10 protein-coding genes are annotated in these 15489 nt (G+C 69.4%); 4 read left to right on the top strand and 6 right to left on the bottom strand.

The annotated features are described in order from the left end of the window. The 3 genes from Q0C41_RS23535 to Q0C41_RS23525 form a co-directional block, all read right to left on the bottom strand. A partial coding sequence (locus Q0C41_RS23535) for a PIG-L family deacetylase (RefSeq protein ID WP_291987988.1) occupies nt 1-1173 on the bottom strand: 1173 nt, incomplete at its 3' end. Between the two features lie 41 nt (nt 1174-1214). Beyond that, nucleotides 1215-2249, bottom strand: coding sequence for a homoserine O-acetyltransferase (gene metX / locus Q0C41_RS23530; protein WP_291987986.1), 1035 nt, complete (start codon nt 2247-2249; stop codon nt 1215-1217). Nucleotides 2250-2251: 2 nt separating this feature from the next. Beyond that, entirely contained in the window at nt 2252-3559 is a 1308-nt protein-coding gene (locus Q0C41_RS23525) for an O-acetylhomoserine aminocarboxypropyltransferase/cysteine synthase family protein (RefSeq protein ID WP_291987984.1), read from the bottom strand. Between the two features lie 344 nt (nt 3560-3903). Here Q0C41_RS23525 and Q0C41_RS23520 point away from each other — a divergent pair, with 344 nt between their 5' ends. Continuing rightward, nucleotides 3904-6600: a hypothetical protein gene (locus tag Q0C41_RS23520; RefSeq protein WP_291987982.1), complete on the top strand. Its 2697-nt coding sequence runs from the start codon at nt 3904-3906 to the stop codon at nt 6598-6600. 28 nt (nt 6601-6628) lie between these two features. Here Q0C41_RS23520 and Q0C41_RS23515 read toward each other — a convergent pair whose 3' ends face one another. Further along, nucleotides 6629-8062, bottom strand: coding sequence for a HAMP domain-containing sensor histidine kinase (locus tag Q0C41_RS23515; RefSeq protein WP_291987980.1), 1434 nt, complete (start codon nt 8060-8062; stop codon nt 6629-6631). 80 nt (nt 8063-8142) lie between these two features. On the opposite strand from Q0C41_RS23515, the gene Q0C41_RS23510 reads away from it, so the two are divergent. Next, nucleotides 8143-8862 carry a response regulator transcription factor gene (locus Q0C41_RS23510; RefSeq protein ID WP_291987978.1) on the top strand — a complete coding sequence of 240 codons (720 nt, stop codon included), beginning with the start codon at nt 8143-8145 and terminating at the stop codon, nt 8860-8862. Nucleotides 8863-9647: 785 nt separating this feature from the next. On the opposite strand, the gene Q0C41_RS23505 is transcribed toward Q0C41_RS23510, so the two are convergent. Together Q0C41_RS23505 and Q0C41_RS23500 are read right to left on the bottom strand one after the other, a co-directional pair. After that, nucleotides 9648-10913: a glycosyltransferase gene (locus Q0C41_RS23505; protein ID WP_291987976.1), complete on the bottom strand. Its 1266-nt coding sequence runs from the start codon at nt 10911-10913 to the stop codon at nt 9648-9650. Continuing rightward, a complete protein-coding gene (locus Q0C41_RS23500; protein ID WP_291987974.1) occupies nt 10910-12718 on the bottom strand; it encodes a sodium:solute symporter family protein in 1809 nt (602 codons plus the stop codon). Before Q0C41_RS23500 ends, Q0C41_RS23505 begins: the two co-directional genes overlap by 4 nt. A gap of 218 nt (nt 12719-12936) precedes the next feature. Between Q0C41_RS23500 and Q0C41_RS23495 the strand changes: the two genes are divergently transcribed. Then, on the top strand, nt 12937-13848 hold the full coding sequence (locus Q0C41_RS23495; RefSeq protein ID WP_291987972.1) for a hypothetical protein: 912 nt from the start codon (nt 12937-12939) through the stop codon (nt 13846-13848). Between the two features lie 5 nt (nt 13849-13853). After that, a complete protein-coding gene (locus tag Q0C41_RS23490; RefSeq protein WP_291987970.1) occupies nt 13854-14960 on the top strand; it encodes an aminoglycoside phosphotransferase family protein in 1107 nt (368 codons plus the stop codon). Nucleotides 14961-15489 lie beyond the last annotated feature (529 nt).

The following is a 15489-nucleotide window of genomic DNA, read 5'->3' as shown; positions in this document are numbered from 1 at the left end:
GACGAGCGCCTCGACGTGGATACCCGAGGCGTGCACGATCGCGTCCTCGTACTGGCGAATCTCGTGGTCGAGCAGAAAGCGGGCCTCGGCCTTCGCGGCGTCCGAGGCCGTGAGCCCGGCCACGGCGGCATGCGCCTCGCGCGCCGCGGTCAGGCCCCGCGCAAGGACGGGCAGGATGGCCGATGGCCGGCGGACGTCGACCTCGTCCAGGGCCTCGCGAGCCGCCCCGGCCATCGTGGCGAGGTGGGCCTGCAGGCTGCCTGCGGGCAGGCCGGCGAGCGTGGCGAGGGCTGGAATGGAGGTGTCGATGCCGTCGAAGACCGACTGCTCCTGCGCGATGCGCGGCACCACACTCTCGACCAGGCGCAGTCCGGTGGACTGCGGGCCATGCAGTTGGGCGCCCCCCATCTCCTGCGTCTTGTGCTGCGACCGTCCTTCGGCGGCGATTTGCGCATAGGTGCGGCCGAGCGCTGGCGCGAGGATCCCGGTCTGAAGCGTGAGCGTGGGCGGCTGGGGCTGATTCGGACCGAAGCGCATGCCCACGTACAGCTTCTGGACCTGCCACGGGCGCAGGCCCTCCTTCAGCTGGTCGGGGAACTGGGAGGGATCGGCCGCCGCCCGCACGGCGAGGGGCGTCAGGGCGCCGGCAAGCTGATGATTGCCGTGGCCATCGGCGTCCGTGCCACTGAAGCGGGAGGCCACCACGAGCGGGCGGTACAGGCGGATGACACGCACCATGTCGGCCAGCGGCACGTCGCGCCCGCCCCACTTGCGCTCCGTCTCCGGCATGTTGACCGTGTAACCGAAATCGACGACGCGCGTGAAGAACTGCTCACCGCCATCGAGGGCACGCGCCTGCAGCAGTTCCTCGGTGCGAATGACCCCGAGCGCCTCGTAGAACTCCGGCCCGAGCACGTTCTGCCCGCCCTCGCCGCGATTGAGCGAGAGGTAGGCGACGCGGGCGTGGTCGCCACGCGCGAGGCGTGCGATGAGGGCGCTGTCCTCGTCATCGGGATGGGCGCCCGTGTGCATGGCGCTGGCCGTGGTCGTCAGCCGCTCGAGCTTCTGAATCAGGCCGGCCGCGCCCTCGCTGTAGGGCGCCCGCACCTGCGCGCCGACCGACACGAGGGACAGCGCCAGGGCCGCCCCCACCATTCCCACGGGAACTCGCATGCCGCGCATGATATCGAAGGTCGGGCGCTCGGGCGCGCCCCCTACCCGCGCGCGGTGGCGGCGCGGAACTCGCGCACGGCACGCAGCACGCGGTCCTGTTCGATGAGGAACGCGTCGTGCCCGTGGGGCGACGTGAGCCAGCAGAGCTCGCCGTTGGGCAGGCCCTCGGCCAGCGCGCGCATCTCGTCGGGCAGGTACAGCATGTCGGTGTCGATGCCGACCACCAGGGCGGGTTGCTCGAGGCGCGCGAGCGCAGCCGCGACGCCGCCGCGGCCCCGACCGACGTCGTGCGAATCGAGCACGTGCGTGAGCGTCACGTAGGCGCGCGCGTCGAAGCGCCCCACCAACCGCTCGCCATGGCGATGCAGCCAGCGGGTCACGGTCGGCTGGGCGGCGTCGTCACGACCGGCGGCGAAGCGGGCCTCGAACGCCTTCGCGCTGCGATAGCTGATCATCCCCATCATGCGTGCCGTGGCGAGGCCGCGCGCGGCTCGCCCGTGCGGCCATTCCGCATCGGCGAAGATCGCCTGTCGCTGGGTTTCGGCCAGGGCCACCGCCCACGGCGCGTGGACGGCCGGCGCCGCCAGGACGGCGATCGTCTCGACCAGATCCGGATACAGCAGCGCCCACTCCAGCGCCTGCATGCCCCCCATCGAGCCGCCAATCACGAGGCGCAGCCGGCGCACCCCGAGGGCGTCGAGCAACTGGCGCTGGACGTGGACGACGTCGCGCACCGTGACCGCGGGCGCTTCAGGGTGGGCGCCGAACACCGCATCCCACTCCGGCGCGCCGGGCCCGGTCGTGCCGTAGCAACTGCCGAGCACGTTGCTGCAGACCACGAAATCGCGCGAGGGATCCAGCGCGCCCTCGGGGCCGATCAACGCGCCCCACCAGTCGGACACGTCGGCCGAGCCCGTGAGGGCGTGACACACGAGCACCGCGTTGTCACCGCCCGGCGCGAGGGTGCCCCACGTCTGGTAGGCGACGGTGACGCGCGGCAACACCGCGCCGGACTCGACGATGACGGGCGCCGGCAGCACGTGCTGCAGGCGCCCGGTGGCCACGGGGACGCTCACGATCAGGCGGACGCCGTGACCTGGGCGAAGGCCTGCGCGAAGTCGGCCTTGATGTCCTCGATGTGCTCGATGCCGACCGACACGCGCACCAGGTCGCCCGACACGCCGGCAGCGACCTGCTCCTCGTCCGAGAGCTGCTGGTGCGTGGTCGTCGCCGGATGAATCACCAGCGTCTTGGCATCGCCGACGTTGGCGAGGTGGCTCGCCAGTTTCACCGAGTCGATGAACTTGCGCCCCGCATCGCGGCCGCCCTTGATGCCAAAGGACAGCATCGCGCCGAACCCGTTGGTCAGGTACTGCGTGGCACGGGCGTGGCTGGGGTGATCGGCCAGGCCGGGATAGTTGACCCACGCGACGTCGGCCTGCTGCTGCAGCCAGGTGGCCAGCGCGAGCGCGTTGTCGGCGTGCCGCTGCACTCGCAGCGACAGCGTCTCGAGGCCCTGCAGGAACAGGAACGAATTGAACGGGCTGACCGAGGGGCCGAAGTCACGCAGGCCTTCGACGCGGGCACGGATGATGAACGCGATGTTGCCGAAGGGGCCGTTGACGCCGAACGGCTCGGTGAACACCAGGCCGTGATACCCCGGCGCCGGGTCGGTGAAGAGCGGGAACTTGCCCGACGCCCAGTCGAACTTGCCGGCATCGACGATGACGCCGCCGATCGACGTGCCGTGCCCGCCGATCCACTTGGTCGCCGAGGCGACGACGATGTCGGCCCCGTGGTCGATGGGACGGCAGATGTACCCGGCGCAGCCGAAGGTGTTGTCCACGATCAGCGGAATGCCGTTGTCGTGGGCCAGCCTGGCGATGGCCGCGAAGTCGGGCACGTTGTAGCGCGGGTTGCCGATCGACTCGACGTAGAGCGCCTTGGTCTTGTCGTCGATGGCCTTCGCGAAGCCCTCGACGCCGTCGCCGTCGACGAACTTGACGCCGATACCGAGACGCGGCAGCGCGACCTTGAACTGGTTGTACGTCCCGCCGTAGAGGTAGCTGGTCGAGACGATGTTGTCGCCGGCCTGCGCAATCGTCGAGATCGCGAGGAACTGCGCCGCCTGGCCGCTGCTCGTCGCCAGCGCCGCCACCCCGCCCTCGAGCGCCGCCACGCGCTGCTCGAAGACATCGGTGGTGGGGTTCATGATCCGCGTGTAGATGTTGCCGAACTCCTGCAACGCGAAGAGGCGGGCGCCGTGGTCGGCGTCGTTGAAGGTGTACGACGAGGTCTGGTAGATCGGCACGGCCCTGGCGTTGGTCCCGGGCGCGGGTTGTTGGCCGGCGTGCACCTGCAACGTCTCGTAGCGGTACTGGCTCATGACAGGAATCCTCGGCGCGCGTGGCGCGGGTACGGCGTTCGGAACGGGAGGGCCCGACCGGGACGCGCGGTCGGGTTGACGCGGATGGGAGGCGACGGCCTACCCGGGCGACATGCCGGCCCGCATCGGTCCTCTGCTCGAACAGGGACAGGATACGCGGGCGGCGAGTCTCATGGATCAAGTATGGGAACCCGCCGATGAGGCGGCAAGACGGCCGAGCGTCATATCCCGGGAACCGGGAGCCGGGAACCGGGAACCGGGAGCCGGGAACCGGGAGCCGGGAACCGGAAGCCGAGCACCGGGCTGGCGGCAGGGACGGCTGAGTATCATCACGGGACATGGGAATGGACACGACGCGCACGGCGGAGCACGGTCGCCTCGAGGCGGCCATGAGCGTGGACAGCCACTGGCGCCGGTGGGGGCCGTACGTGAGCGACCGGGCGTGGGGCACGGTGCGTGAGGACTACAGCAAGGACGGGACGGCGTGGGAGTACTTCCCGCACGAGCACGCCCGGTCGCGCGCCTACCGCTGGAACGAGGACGGCATCGCCGGCGTCTGCGACCGCAAGCAGGAGATCTGCCTCGCGCTGGCCCTGTGGAACGGCCAGGACGCCATCCTCAAGGAACGGTTCTTCGGCCTGACCGGGCCGGAAGGCAATCACGGCGAGGATGTCAAGGAGTACTACTTCTACCAGGATTGCACGCCGACCCATGCATACATGCGGATGCTCTACAAGTACCCGCAGCGCGCGTTTCCGTACGAGACGCTGGTGGCGCGCACCCGCGAGCGTACGCGGCACGAGCCCGAGTACGAACTGATCGACACCGGCATCTTCGACGACCACCGCTACTTCGACGTCACCGTCGAGTACGCCAAGGCCGACGAGGAGGATCTGCTGATGCAGATCACGATCGTCAATCGTGGCCCCGACGCCGCGGCGCTGCATGTGCTGCCCACGGCGTGGTTCCGCAACACCTGGGCGTGGGCCCCGGGCGCGACCAGGCCCGAGTTGCAGCAACTCGACACCGTCGACGCGGTCTCGGCGGTCGAGGCGCGCACGCAGCGGTACGGCACGCGGTATGTGTGCTTCGACGGCCGGCCCCCGATCCTGTTCACGGAGAACGAGACCAACACGCGGCGGCTGTTCGGCGACCCGAGCGGCCCGGCCTGCGCCAAGGACGGCATCAACGACTTCGTGGTGCAGGGCGCAACCACCGCCGTCAACGGCACGGGGCGTGGCACCAAGGCCGCCGCCCACTACATCGTCGACGTCCCGGCCGGCGGCGCGCGCGTCATCCGGGTCCGCTTCTCCCCCACCGCGCCCACCGCGGATGCCTTCACGGATTTCGACGCCGTCCTGGCCACGCGCCAGCAGGAGGCCGACGCGTTCTACGCCACGGTCATCCCCGCGCACCTGACGGCCGACGAGGCCGCCGTGATGCGCCAGAGCCTGGCCGGCATGCTGTGGAGCAAGCAGTTCTACCACTTCGACGTCAAGGCGTGGCGCGCCGGAGATCCGGCGCAGCCGCCGCCACCGCGGGGCGGCAAGCGCGACACCCGCAACGCCGAGTGGAGCCACCTGTACAACGACGATGTCATCTCGATGCCGGACACGTGGGAATACCCGTGGTACGCGGCGTGGGATCTCGCGTTCCACTGCGTCCCTCTCGCCATGGTCGATGCCGACTTCGCCAAGCGCCAGCTGCTGCTGATGCTGCGCGAGTGGTACATGCATCCCAACGGGCAACTGCCCGCCTACGAATGGAACCTGAGCGACGTCAATCCGCCGGTCCATGCCTGGGCCGCCTGGCGGGTCTACGAGCTCGAGCGGGCCCGCACCGGCACCGGGGACATCGCCTTCCTCGAGCGCATCTTCCACAAGCTCCTGCTCAACTTCACGTGGTGGGTCAACCGCAAGGACGAAGGCGGCAACAACGTCTTCGAAGGCGGCTTCCTCGGGCTCGACAACATCGGCGTGTTCGACCGGTCACAGCCGCTGCCCGGCGGCATCTACCTCGAGCAGTCGGACGGCACGAGCTGGATGGCGATGTACTCGCTGAACCTGTTGACCATCGCCCTCGAGCTGGCCAGGCACAACCCGGCCTACGAGGACGTCGCCAGCAAGTTCTGGGAGCACTTCCTCTTCATCAGCTATGCGATGGCCCACCAGGAGCAGGGCGACGACGTCAACCTGTGGGACGAGCAGGACGGCTTCTTCTACGACATCCTGCGGCTCGGCCAGGGGCGGTACGAACGCGTGCGCATCCGCTCGATGGTCGGCCTGATCCCGCTGTTCGCGTGCGCCACGCTGGAGGAGTCCCAGTTGCAGACGCTGCCGGCCTTCCGCCGCCGGATGCGCTGGTTCCTCGAGCATCGGCCCGAGTTCGCCGCCAGCGTGGCGCTGATGCGCCAGCCCGGGCAGGAGGCACGTGGCCTGCTGTCGCTGGTCTCGCCCGACCGCCTGACGCGCGTCCTGCGCTACATGCTGGACGAGCAGGAGTTCCTCTCGCCCTACGGCATCCGCGCGCTGTCGCGCTACCACGACGCGCATCCGGTGTCCGTGTTCGTGGGCGGAACGGAACACCGCGTCGACTACGAACCCGGCGAGTCGTCCACACCGATGTTCGGCGGCAACTCGAACTGGCGCGGCCCGATCTGGTTTCCGGTCAATTACCTGCTGATCGAATCACTGCGGACCCTGCATCACTACTTCGGTCCGGAGTATCGCGTGGAATGCCCGACGGGCTCCGGTCAATGGATGACGCTGGCCGAGGTCGCCGACGAGATCGCGCGACGGCTGGCCAGGCTCTTCCTGGTCGGCGCCGACGGCCGTCGGCCGGTGTTCGGCGGCGAGGACCGCTTCGACCGCGTGCCGCACTGGCAGGCCCACATCCCGTTCCACGAGTACTTCCACGCCGACACGGGCAAGGGGCTCGGCGCCAGTCACCAGACCGGCTGGACGGGACTGATCGCCTGCCTCCTGGCGGGCAACGTCGTGAGTCCGTTCACGACGGGGGGAGACGCGCACCAGACCCGCTGACTCGGCGGGCCAGGCGACCCGTGCGGTGTCAGGCCTCCTCGGCGCTGGCTGCGGGCAGGCGCAGCGTGAACACCGTGCGGCCCGGAACGCTGTCCACCTCGACCGTCCCGCCGTGGCGCTCGACAATCGCCCGGACGATCGAGAGGCCGAGACCGCTGCCCTCGCGCGTCGCCGCCCGCGAGGGGTCGGCCTTGTAGAAGCGGTCGAAGACGTGCGCCAGATGCTCCGGGGCGATCCCGGGGCCCGTGTCGGCCACCCGAAGCACCACGGCATCGCCCGCGGTGTCCGCGGACAACGACACCTGACCGCCACGCGGGGCGTAGCGCAGGGCGTTGGCCACGAGATTGTCGATGGCCTGCTCCAGCCGGTGCGGGTCGCCATACACCTGATCGGCCGCGTCGTCGACGTCGAGATCGAGGACGACGCCGGCCTCAGAGGCCACCGGTTCGTTGCGACGGACGACCTGTTCGAAGAGGCGACGCGTGGCGAACACGCGCATGTCGAAGTCGGCGCCGTTGCTCTCGAGCCGGGCCACGGCGAGCAGGTCGGCGACGATGCGTTCGAGCCGACGCGTCTCGCGCTCGAGTGTCGCGAAGTAGCGCGTCCGGCGGTCGTCGTCGCCGGCGATCTCCGGCATCTGCAAGGTCTCGATGAACCCGCGCATCGCGGTGAGCGGCGTCTTGAGTTCGTGCGAGACGTCGGCGAGCATCTGGCGGCGCATGAGATCGACGCGACGCAGGGCATCGTCGCGCTCGGCGAGTTGCGCTCCCATCCGGTTGAAGGCGCGCGCCACCAGGGCGATCTCGTCGCCGCCGCTCTCTGGGGCCCGCGCCTTGAGGTCGCCGTCGCGCATGCGCTCGGCCGCCGCTTCGAGGGCCAGCAGCTTGCGGCGTGAGGGCGTGAAGATGAGCCAGGAGGCCAGCGCCGTGCTCAGCACGAGCAGGAGCACGCCGGAGGGCGACACGAACCGCGCGACATCCTGCACGAGACTGCGGGGCGGGAAGCGGAGGACGACCAGTCCCTTCAGGCGGCCACCGAGTTGCACCGGGGCCGTGACGAACGGCACGCCGACGTTGGCGGCCACACGCCGCTCGGAGCCGGCCGGGCTCAGCATCTGCCTGGCGAACACGAGCAGGTCGATCGGCAGGGGGGCATCGGCCGCCGACTGCACGCGACCGTCGCTCATCACGATGTCCAGCAGCGGCCAGTCGGGGTAGCGTTCGCGCTGCAGGCGCCGCAGTTCGAAGGGCTGCTCCTGCTCGATGGCCGAGGCGGCGGCCAGCGCGACCTCCATGGCGACGGCGTGCGGCGATCGCCTGGGATCGCGCGCGTCGCGCTGCATCTTCGCGGTGAAAAGCAGGCCCTGAATCAGTGCGATCGCGATGACGAGGCCGACGAAGCTGACGCCGATCCGCAGGTAAAGACTGCGCCACCAGGCGACACCGACACGTGAGGGGGACACAGCGCTAGCTCATCACGAATATGTGGAAGAAGTGTGACTCGGCGTAAACATCCACCGCGCATTCGACGTACGCACTGAAGATGATCGAGGCCGAGACCCGTCGCGTGCTGGTCGTCGAAGACGACGCGTCGATTCGTGAACTGCTGCAGTTGCACCTCGGCCTTGCCGGGTTCGATGTCGAAGAGGAAGTCAACGGGCGCAGCGCGCTGGAGCGGGCGCGCCGTACGAGGTTCGACCTGCTCGTGCTCGACGTGATGCTGCCCGGGCTCGACGGCGTCTCGATGTGCCGGGCGCTGCGCACGGCCGGCGCCAACATGGAGACGCCCATCCTCATGTTGACCGCGCGCGACAGCGAGGCCGATACCGTCATCGGCCTCGAGAGCGGCGCCGACGACTATCTCACCAAGCCCTTTGGTGTCCGCGAACTGCAGGCGCGCGTCCTCGCCATCACGCGCCGGCATGCGCGGGCGGACCACGACCCGCCGGCCGAATCGTCGCCCCTCGACATGGGCGCCGGCTTCAGCATCGATGTCTCGCGGCGGCAGGTCGTCGGTCCCGCTGGACCAGTCGAGCTGACTCGGCAGGAGTTCGATCTCCTGCACCATCTCTGCCTGCACAGGGGCATCGTCTTCAGCCGCGCACGCCTGCTGGAGACGGCGTGGACCAACGACACCTACACCGAGCGGACCGTCGACACGGTGGTGAGCCGCCTGCGCAAGAAGCTCGAGCGCGACCCGCGGAACCCCGAGCTCATCCTCACCGCCTGGGGCGTAGGCTACAAGTTCGCCGAGCGCGTCTGACGCGCGGGTGCCGCCCGGCGCCCCGCGTCACCGAACATCGCCGCATCGGTTCTGCAACACCCGTACAACATCCGTCGCGTACCAATGGAGGACAGGCCGCGGGGGCGCTCCCGGACTCGACGGGCGGCGTGTGAGAAGACGGAGATTCCAACAGGGGTTGGGGTACACCGACAGCACTTCTCACCGTCGTTCATCAGCCCGCTCTCTCCCGCGGTTTGCCACCCTCCCCCTCGCACCTCCCGCGCCGCGCGCCCGCCACTCCTGCCTTTCGACAGGCCGACCCTCTCCGCATTGCGTAGGACTTCACCTACGCGACGTTCTGGCCGCCGCCGCCGCCGAGGTGTCGTCGTTCCGACAATCGCGTGATGCGTCGTCCCCGCATCCTGCGGAAAATCCGACGGTCCGCGGGCTCGCTCGCCGGCAGATGCCGCGGCTTGTCGCGCTGGTCGAGCTGGCATGCGTTGTGTATTCACTGGTGGCGTGCAACGAACGACCTTCCATCGCGCAACGTTCAGGCTCGCGTCAGCGCGTCGCACGCCTCATGTCGCAGTTCCTCATCGTTCATAACCCTTCTTCGAGCCAGGGCACCCGCCCACTTGCCGCCGCGCCGACCGCCATCGGCGCGGCGGTCGTCGTTTGCGCAGGTCGATGCGTTCGCGAGGGGCCTGTCCTTGGGTTCGCGAGGGGCCTGTCCTTGGGTTCGCGAGGGGCCTGTCCTTGGGTTCGCGAGGGGCCTGTCCTTGGGTAGGGCCGGCTCTCCGAGCCGGCCGTCACCGCCCGCCATCTCAATGCGTGTGCAGCAGGCGATCGAGCGACTGCAGGCGCAGTAGAGCGGGATTGGCGCGACGGGCCGCGTCGCATGACCGACGCGCGACATCCCATCGTCCGAGCTTCATGTGGGCCGTGGCCTCGGCGGCATGCCACAGGTCTTCGCGAAGCAGCGTCCGGTCGGCCCGCAACGCCTCGACGAAGCGGAGGGCCCGCGACGGATCGGCCAGCAGGAACTGATCCCAGAACGGCCAGGCCCGTGACTCGCTCATGAAGGCCTTGAGGCGGTCGCGGATGGATGCCAGCCGCGCGACGTACGTGTGCGAGGTGCGCACGGTGTCGGCACCCGCCGCCGCGATGCGCGCACTGGTGGTGGCGTCGGCGAGAGACGCCGAGACAACGGCGGCCATGGACTTTCCGGCGGGCACGACGACGAGGTCCTCGCCGGGGGTGAGCAGCGTCGCGGCCTCGTCGGCCTGGTCGGTGACCACCAGGCAGCCGCAGGCCATCGCCTCGAACACGCGCATGTTGAGGCTGGCACGCCCGTGGGCGCGGGTCACGTTGGGAGTGACGCGGGCACGCTGATAGAGCGCGCGCAGGCGGTCTCGCTCGGGGACGAAGCCGCGGTAGCAGGGCGCCAGGTCGTGGTCGGCGGTCCATGCGGCCTCGTCGTAGCCGTAGATCTCCAGCCCCAACGGGGCCAGGGCACGCAAGGTGGCCAGTCGCTCCGGGGTGGGCCCCCCCGAGAAGAGGACCGGCAGATCCCGCGCGGCGCCGGCGGCCGGCGGAAAGAACATGTCGTCGTTGACGGCCATCGGCAGGTACTCGGCCGCCACGCCGTACCGCGCGAGGTCGGCGAGGGCGGCCCGATCCCAGCAGAAGACGCGGACGTCGGCCCGCTGCAACCGCTCGATGTAGGGCGCGGTGGTCGCATCCACGGGCCGATCGAACGGGGTGCCGAAGTCGTAGAAGAAGCAGGCCACCGGGGCCTGCGCGACATCGGCGAGCCGCCAGGGATCGTCGGGGAGCATTGCCGGGAACGGCGGCAGGATGGCTTCGATGCCGTAGCTGAACACCAGGTCGGGCCCGAACGCCCGGAGGTCCTCGGTGACCCGGGCCAGGGCCGCCTGCCACGCCTCGATCGGGGCGCCGTGCAACTGCTGCGTCAGGGCGTCGAAGTCGATCCAGTGCACCGCCCAGCCGAGACGACGCGCCGCCTCGGCGAGATCGACGGCGACGAATCGCGCAAAGCTCCGCTGACGAATCGACGCGACGACCTTCATGCGCGCGTCGTGTCGAGGCGCATGCCCTGCCACACGCGGAACAGCGCCACCGTCGCCGCCAGGCCCACGACCAGCGTGACGGTCCCCGTCGTCGTCTGCCCGTACAGCAGCATGCCGCTGCCGAACAGACCGGCGTACACGGCGACCGTCCCGAGGAACGTGCACAGCAGGCCGCGCGGGACGTTGGTGGCGTCGTGCAGCGGTCGAATCGGCGCGCCCGCCCGCTCGGCGCGGTCCATCACCGCCTGCCATCCCGGTCCCCCGGGGTTGGTGCGGCGGACGAATTCGCGCAAGGTCGCTTCATCCGATGGCGGCGTCACCAGCGCCACCACCAGCCAGCTGACGGTGGTGATGAGCACGCCGACGACGATCTTCTGATACTCGGGCCAGCTGGCCGCGAACGCCCCGAGCTGCAGGAACAGCGTGACGACGAACGAGACGACCATGGCGGCCAGTTCGCTCCACGGGTTGATGCGCCACCAGAACCAGCGCAGGATGAACAGGAGCCCCGTGCCGGCGCCAATCTGCAGCATGATCTGGAAGGCCTGCACGGCGTTGGTGAGCTGCAGGGACAGCAGCGCGGCCAGCACCATCATCACCACGGTCGACAGACGCCCGACGTTGACCAGCGTGGGGGCGCTCGCGCCCGGGGTGTCGAAGCGCTTGTAGACGTCGTTGACCACGTACGAGGAGCCCCAGTTCAGGTGCGTGGCAATGGTGGACATGTACGCGGCGAGCAGCGACGCCAGCATCAGCCCCATGACGCCGGGCGGCAGGAAGGTCAGCATCGCCGAGTAGCCCAGGTCGTTGCCGATCTTGTCGGCAGGCACGTGCGGGAACGCCTGCTGAATCGAGGCCAGGTCGGGAAAGACGATGAGCGAGGCGAGCGCCACGAGGATCCACGGCCAGGGGCGAATCGCGTAGTGCGCGAAGTTGAAGAACAGCGTGGCCGCCACGGCTTCCTTCTCGTTGCGCGCGGCCAGCATGCGCTGGACGAGATAGCCGCCGCCGCCAGGCTCGGCGCCGGGATACCACACGCTCCACCACTGCACCGCCAGCGGCACGATCAGGAAGCCGAAGAGGAAATCACGACTCTCGGGCGTCGACCAGTCGAGCGGCGGAATCATCGCCAGCTTCGGCATCACGGCCGGGTGCGTCAGGAGGCCCTGGAGGCCGCCGACCTGCGGGTGCTGCAGCGCCACGTACGCGGCGGCGAACGCCCCGATCATCGCGACGATGAACAGCAGGAAGTCGGTGATGATGACGCCGCGGAACCCGCCGAGCGTGCTGAAGATCACCGTCACCAGCATGGCGGCCGCCACCGACTGCGCCGGCGTGAGCCCCAGCATCGTCCCGCCGATCTTGATCGCCGCCAGCGTCACGCTGGCCATGATCACGACGTTGAAGAAGACGCCGAGGTACACGGCGCGAAAGCCCCGCAGGAAGGCCGCCGAGGCGCCGCTGTAGCGAATCTCGTAGAACTCGACGTCGGTCAGGATCTCGGAACGCCGCCACAGCGCGGCGTAGAGGAAGACCGTCAGCATGCCGGTCAGCAGGAAGGCCCACCAGCTCCAGTTGCCGGCCACCCCGCGACTGCGGACCAGGTCCGTCACCAGATTGGGCGTGTCGGTCGAGAAGGTGGTGGCGACCATGGAGAAGCCGAGCAACCACCACGGCAGGTCGCGCCCTGACAGGAAGTACTCACTCGAACTCTTGCCGGCCTGACGCGACACCCAGAGCCCGACAGCCAGTGTGAGGGCGAAAAAGGCGAGCACAATCGCCCAGTCGAGCGTGGACAGAATCATGGATGGCTTTCCGGGCGTTGCCCTCGCAGGCCCAAAGTGTGTACAACACGGAGAGGCGCGCGTGGCACCGGGGCGGATTATTGGCGCTGAGCCAGTCGCACGCAAGCCCGGCGTGCGCCAACGGTCGGGGCCGTCGGTGACGGCCGGTTCGGAGAACCGGCCCGACCCACCCCGCTCCTGACTCCCGATTCCCGACTCCCGACCCGGATACCCGCTTCATGAAACCAGCACTTCTCGTCCTGGCTGCCGGCATGGGCAGCCGCTACGGCGGCCTCAAGCAACTCGACCCCATGGGCCCGCATGGCGAGACCGTGATGGACTACGCCATCTTCGACGCCCTGCGCGCCGGCTTCGGCCGGGTCGTCTTCGTCATCCGCCGGGACTTCGAGGCGCCCTTCCGGGAGCAGGTGTTGTCCCGATACGCCGGACGCATCGACGCCAGCTACTGCTTCCAGGACATGGAGGCCCTCCCGGGCGGCTTCACCCGTCCAGCCGAGCGCACCAAGCCCTGGGGCACGACGCATGCCATTCTCGCGGCGCGAGACGTGATTCACGAGCCGTTCGCGGCGATCAACGCCGACGACTTCTACGGCCAGCATTCCTATCAGGTCCTGCACGATTTCCTGGCCGATCCCGCTCGGCAGGCCCAGCCGCACTCGTACGCGATGGTCGGTTTCACGCTGCGGTCCACGCTGTCGCCGCACGGGACGGTGGCGCGCGGCGTGTGCGTGACCGACGCGCAGGGACGTCTGCAGTCGATTCGTGAGCTGACCAAGGTGCTGGCCGTCGACGACCACGTCGAGAACCAGAACGGCGACGTGCCGCCCGAGCGCCTCACCGGCGACGAACCGGTCTCGCTGAACATGTGGGGCTTCACGCCGGCGCTGTTCCCCCAGCTCGAGACCGTCTTCACCGAGTTCCTGGCCCGCCAGGGACAGGACCTGACGTCGGAGTGCTACATTCCGGCGACCGTCGACGTCCTCATCACCCGCGGCCAGTGCGAGGTGGAGGTCCTGCCGACGTCGAGCCGCTGGTTCGGCGTGACGTACAAGGAAGACAAGCCGGGCGTGGTCGCGGCGATGGCCGACCTCGCCGCCAGCGGTGCCTATCCCGCGCCGCTGTTCGGCTGACGCGGATGCACGACGCACGCCCTCGCGACCTGCGCGCCCTCGGGGCGAGCTTCCAGGTCCACGGCACGTTGGTCGAGGCCGCGCCGCACGGCAGCGGCCACATCAACGAGACGTACGCGGCGACGTACGACCAGGCCGGCACGCCGGTCCGCTACATCCATCAGCGGATCAACGGCCACGTGTTCAAGGACCCGGCGCGACTGATGGAGAACGTCTCGCGCGTGCTCGGCCATGCCGCGACACGGCTGGCCGGCCGCCCGGACGCCTCCCGCCGGACCCTCACGCTGGTGCCGGCCCGCGACGGACGCCCGTACGTGGTCGACGCCGACGCGGCCGTCTGGCGGACGTACCTCTTCATCGAGCGCACCCGGACGTTCGACATCGTCGAGACGCCGGCGCAGGCCGAGGCCGCCGCACGCGCCTTCGGACAGTTCCAGTCGGTGCTCGCCGACCTGCCGGGCGAGCGGCTGCACGACACGATTCCCGACTTCCATCACACCCGGAAGCGCTTCGACGCCTTTGCGGCCGCGGTGCAGGCTGACAGCTGCAATCGCGCGCACGCCTGCGCTGATCTGATTGCTGTCGCACTGGCGCACGAGGCCGACACCGATCGGTTGCTGGCGGCCTCGGCCGCCGGCGATGTGCCCGAGCGCGTCACGCACAACGACACCAAGATCAACAACGTGATGATGGACGTGGCCACCGGCGAGGCCCTCTGCGTGGTCGACCTGGACACCACGATGCCCGGGTTGGCGCCCATCGATTTCGGCGACATGGTCCGCACGGCCACCAATGCCGCCGCGGAGGACGAGCCCGATCCCGCACGCGTCGTCTCGCGTCCCGAGATGTTCGAGGCGCTGGTGCGTGGCTATCTGTCGGCGGCGGGGGCCTTCCTGCGGCCGACGGAGGTCGCCTGGCTCGCGTTTGCCGGGCAGCTGCTCGCCTTCGAACAGGCCCTCCGCTTCCTCGGCGATCACCTGCAGGGCGATGTCTACTATCGGATCCATCGCCCCGGCCACAACCTCGAGCGCGCGCGGGCGCAGCTGGCGCTGATGACATCGATCGAGCGACAGCGTGATGCGTACGAAGCCATCGTGCGCAGCTACAGCTAGGAATTCAGCATGCAAAGTTCACAATGAAGCGCGGGGCGCACACCGCCACGCTGCCGCTCCACATCTGACTCGGGCCCCGAGCGGGCAGCGCGAGCAATCCACAGCTCACGATGAAGCTGTTGCGCACCTGCGCCCCAGCTCTTCGCTGCAGCTGAAGTGTTGAATGTCAGCGAGGCCCGCCTGAAGTGTCCGACCGCGTGGCCACGCCCCCGACACGAACCGGGCCAAGCGAAGGCGACGACCCGCAGCAGCGGTGCCCCGAGTTGCGCTGCATTGTGAATGTTGAACGTCCGCGAAGCCCGCCTGATTTGTGTGTGCGACCGCGCGGCAATGCCTCCGACACGAACGGGCCGAGCCGAAGGCGACGGCCCCACGGCAGCGGTGCCCCGAGCTGCGCTGCATTCTGAATGTTGGTCCTTCCGGGAATAGCGTGGGCAGCTCGGGCCGGCTGCGCGGGCCACTCGGCGGGTGAGCGGCCTGCTCGCCGGCCTTGCGCCGGGCAAAACGGTGGCGTAGAACCGCCGGATGC

The organism is Luteitalea sp., assembly GCF_022842525.1.
Lineage (GTDB): Bacteria > Acidobacteriota > Vicinamibacteria > Vicinamibacterales > Vicinamibacteraceae > Luteitalea.
Note: the sequence above shows the minus strand (reverse complement) of the source record. Positions and strands in the feature narration are given on the sequence as shown.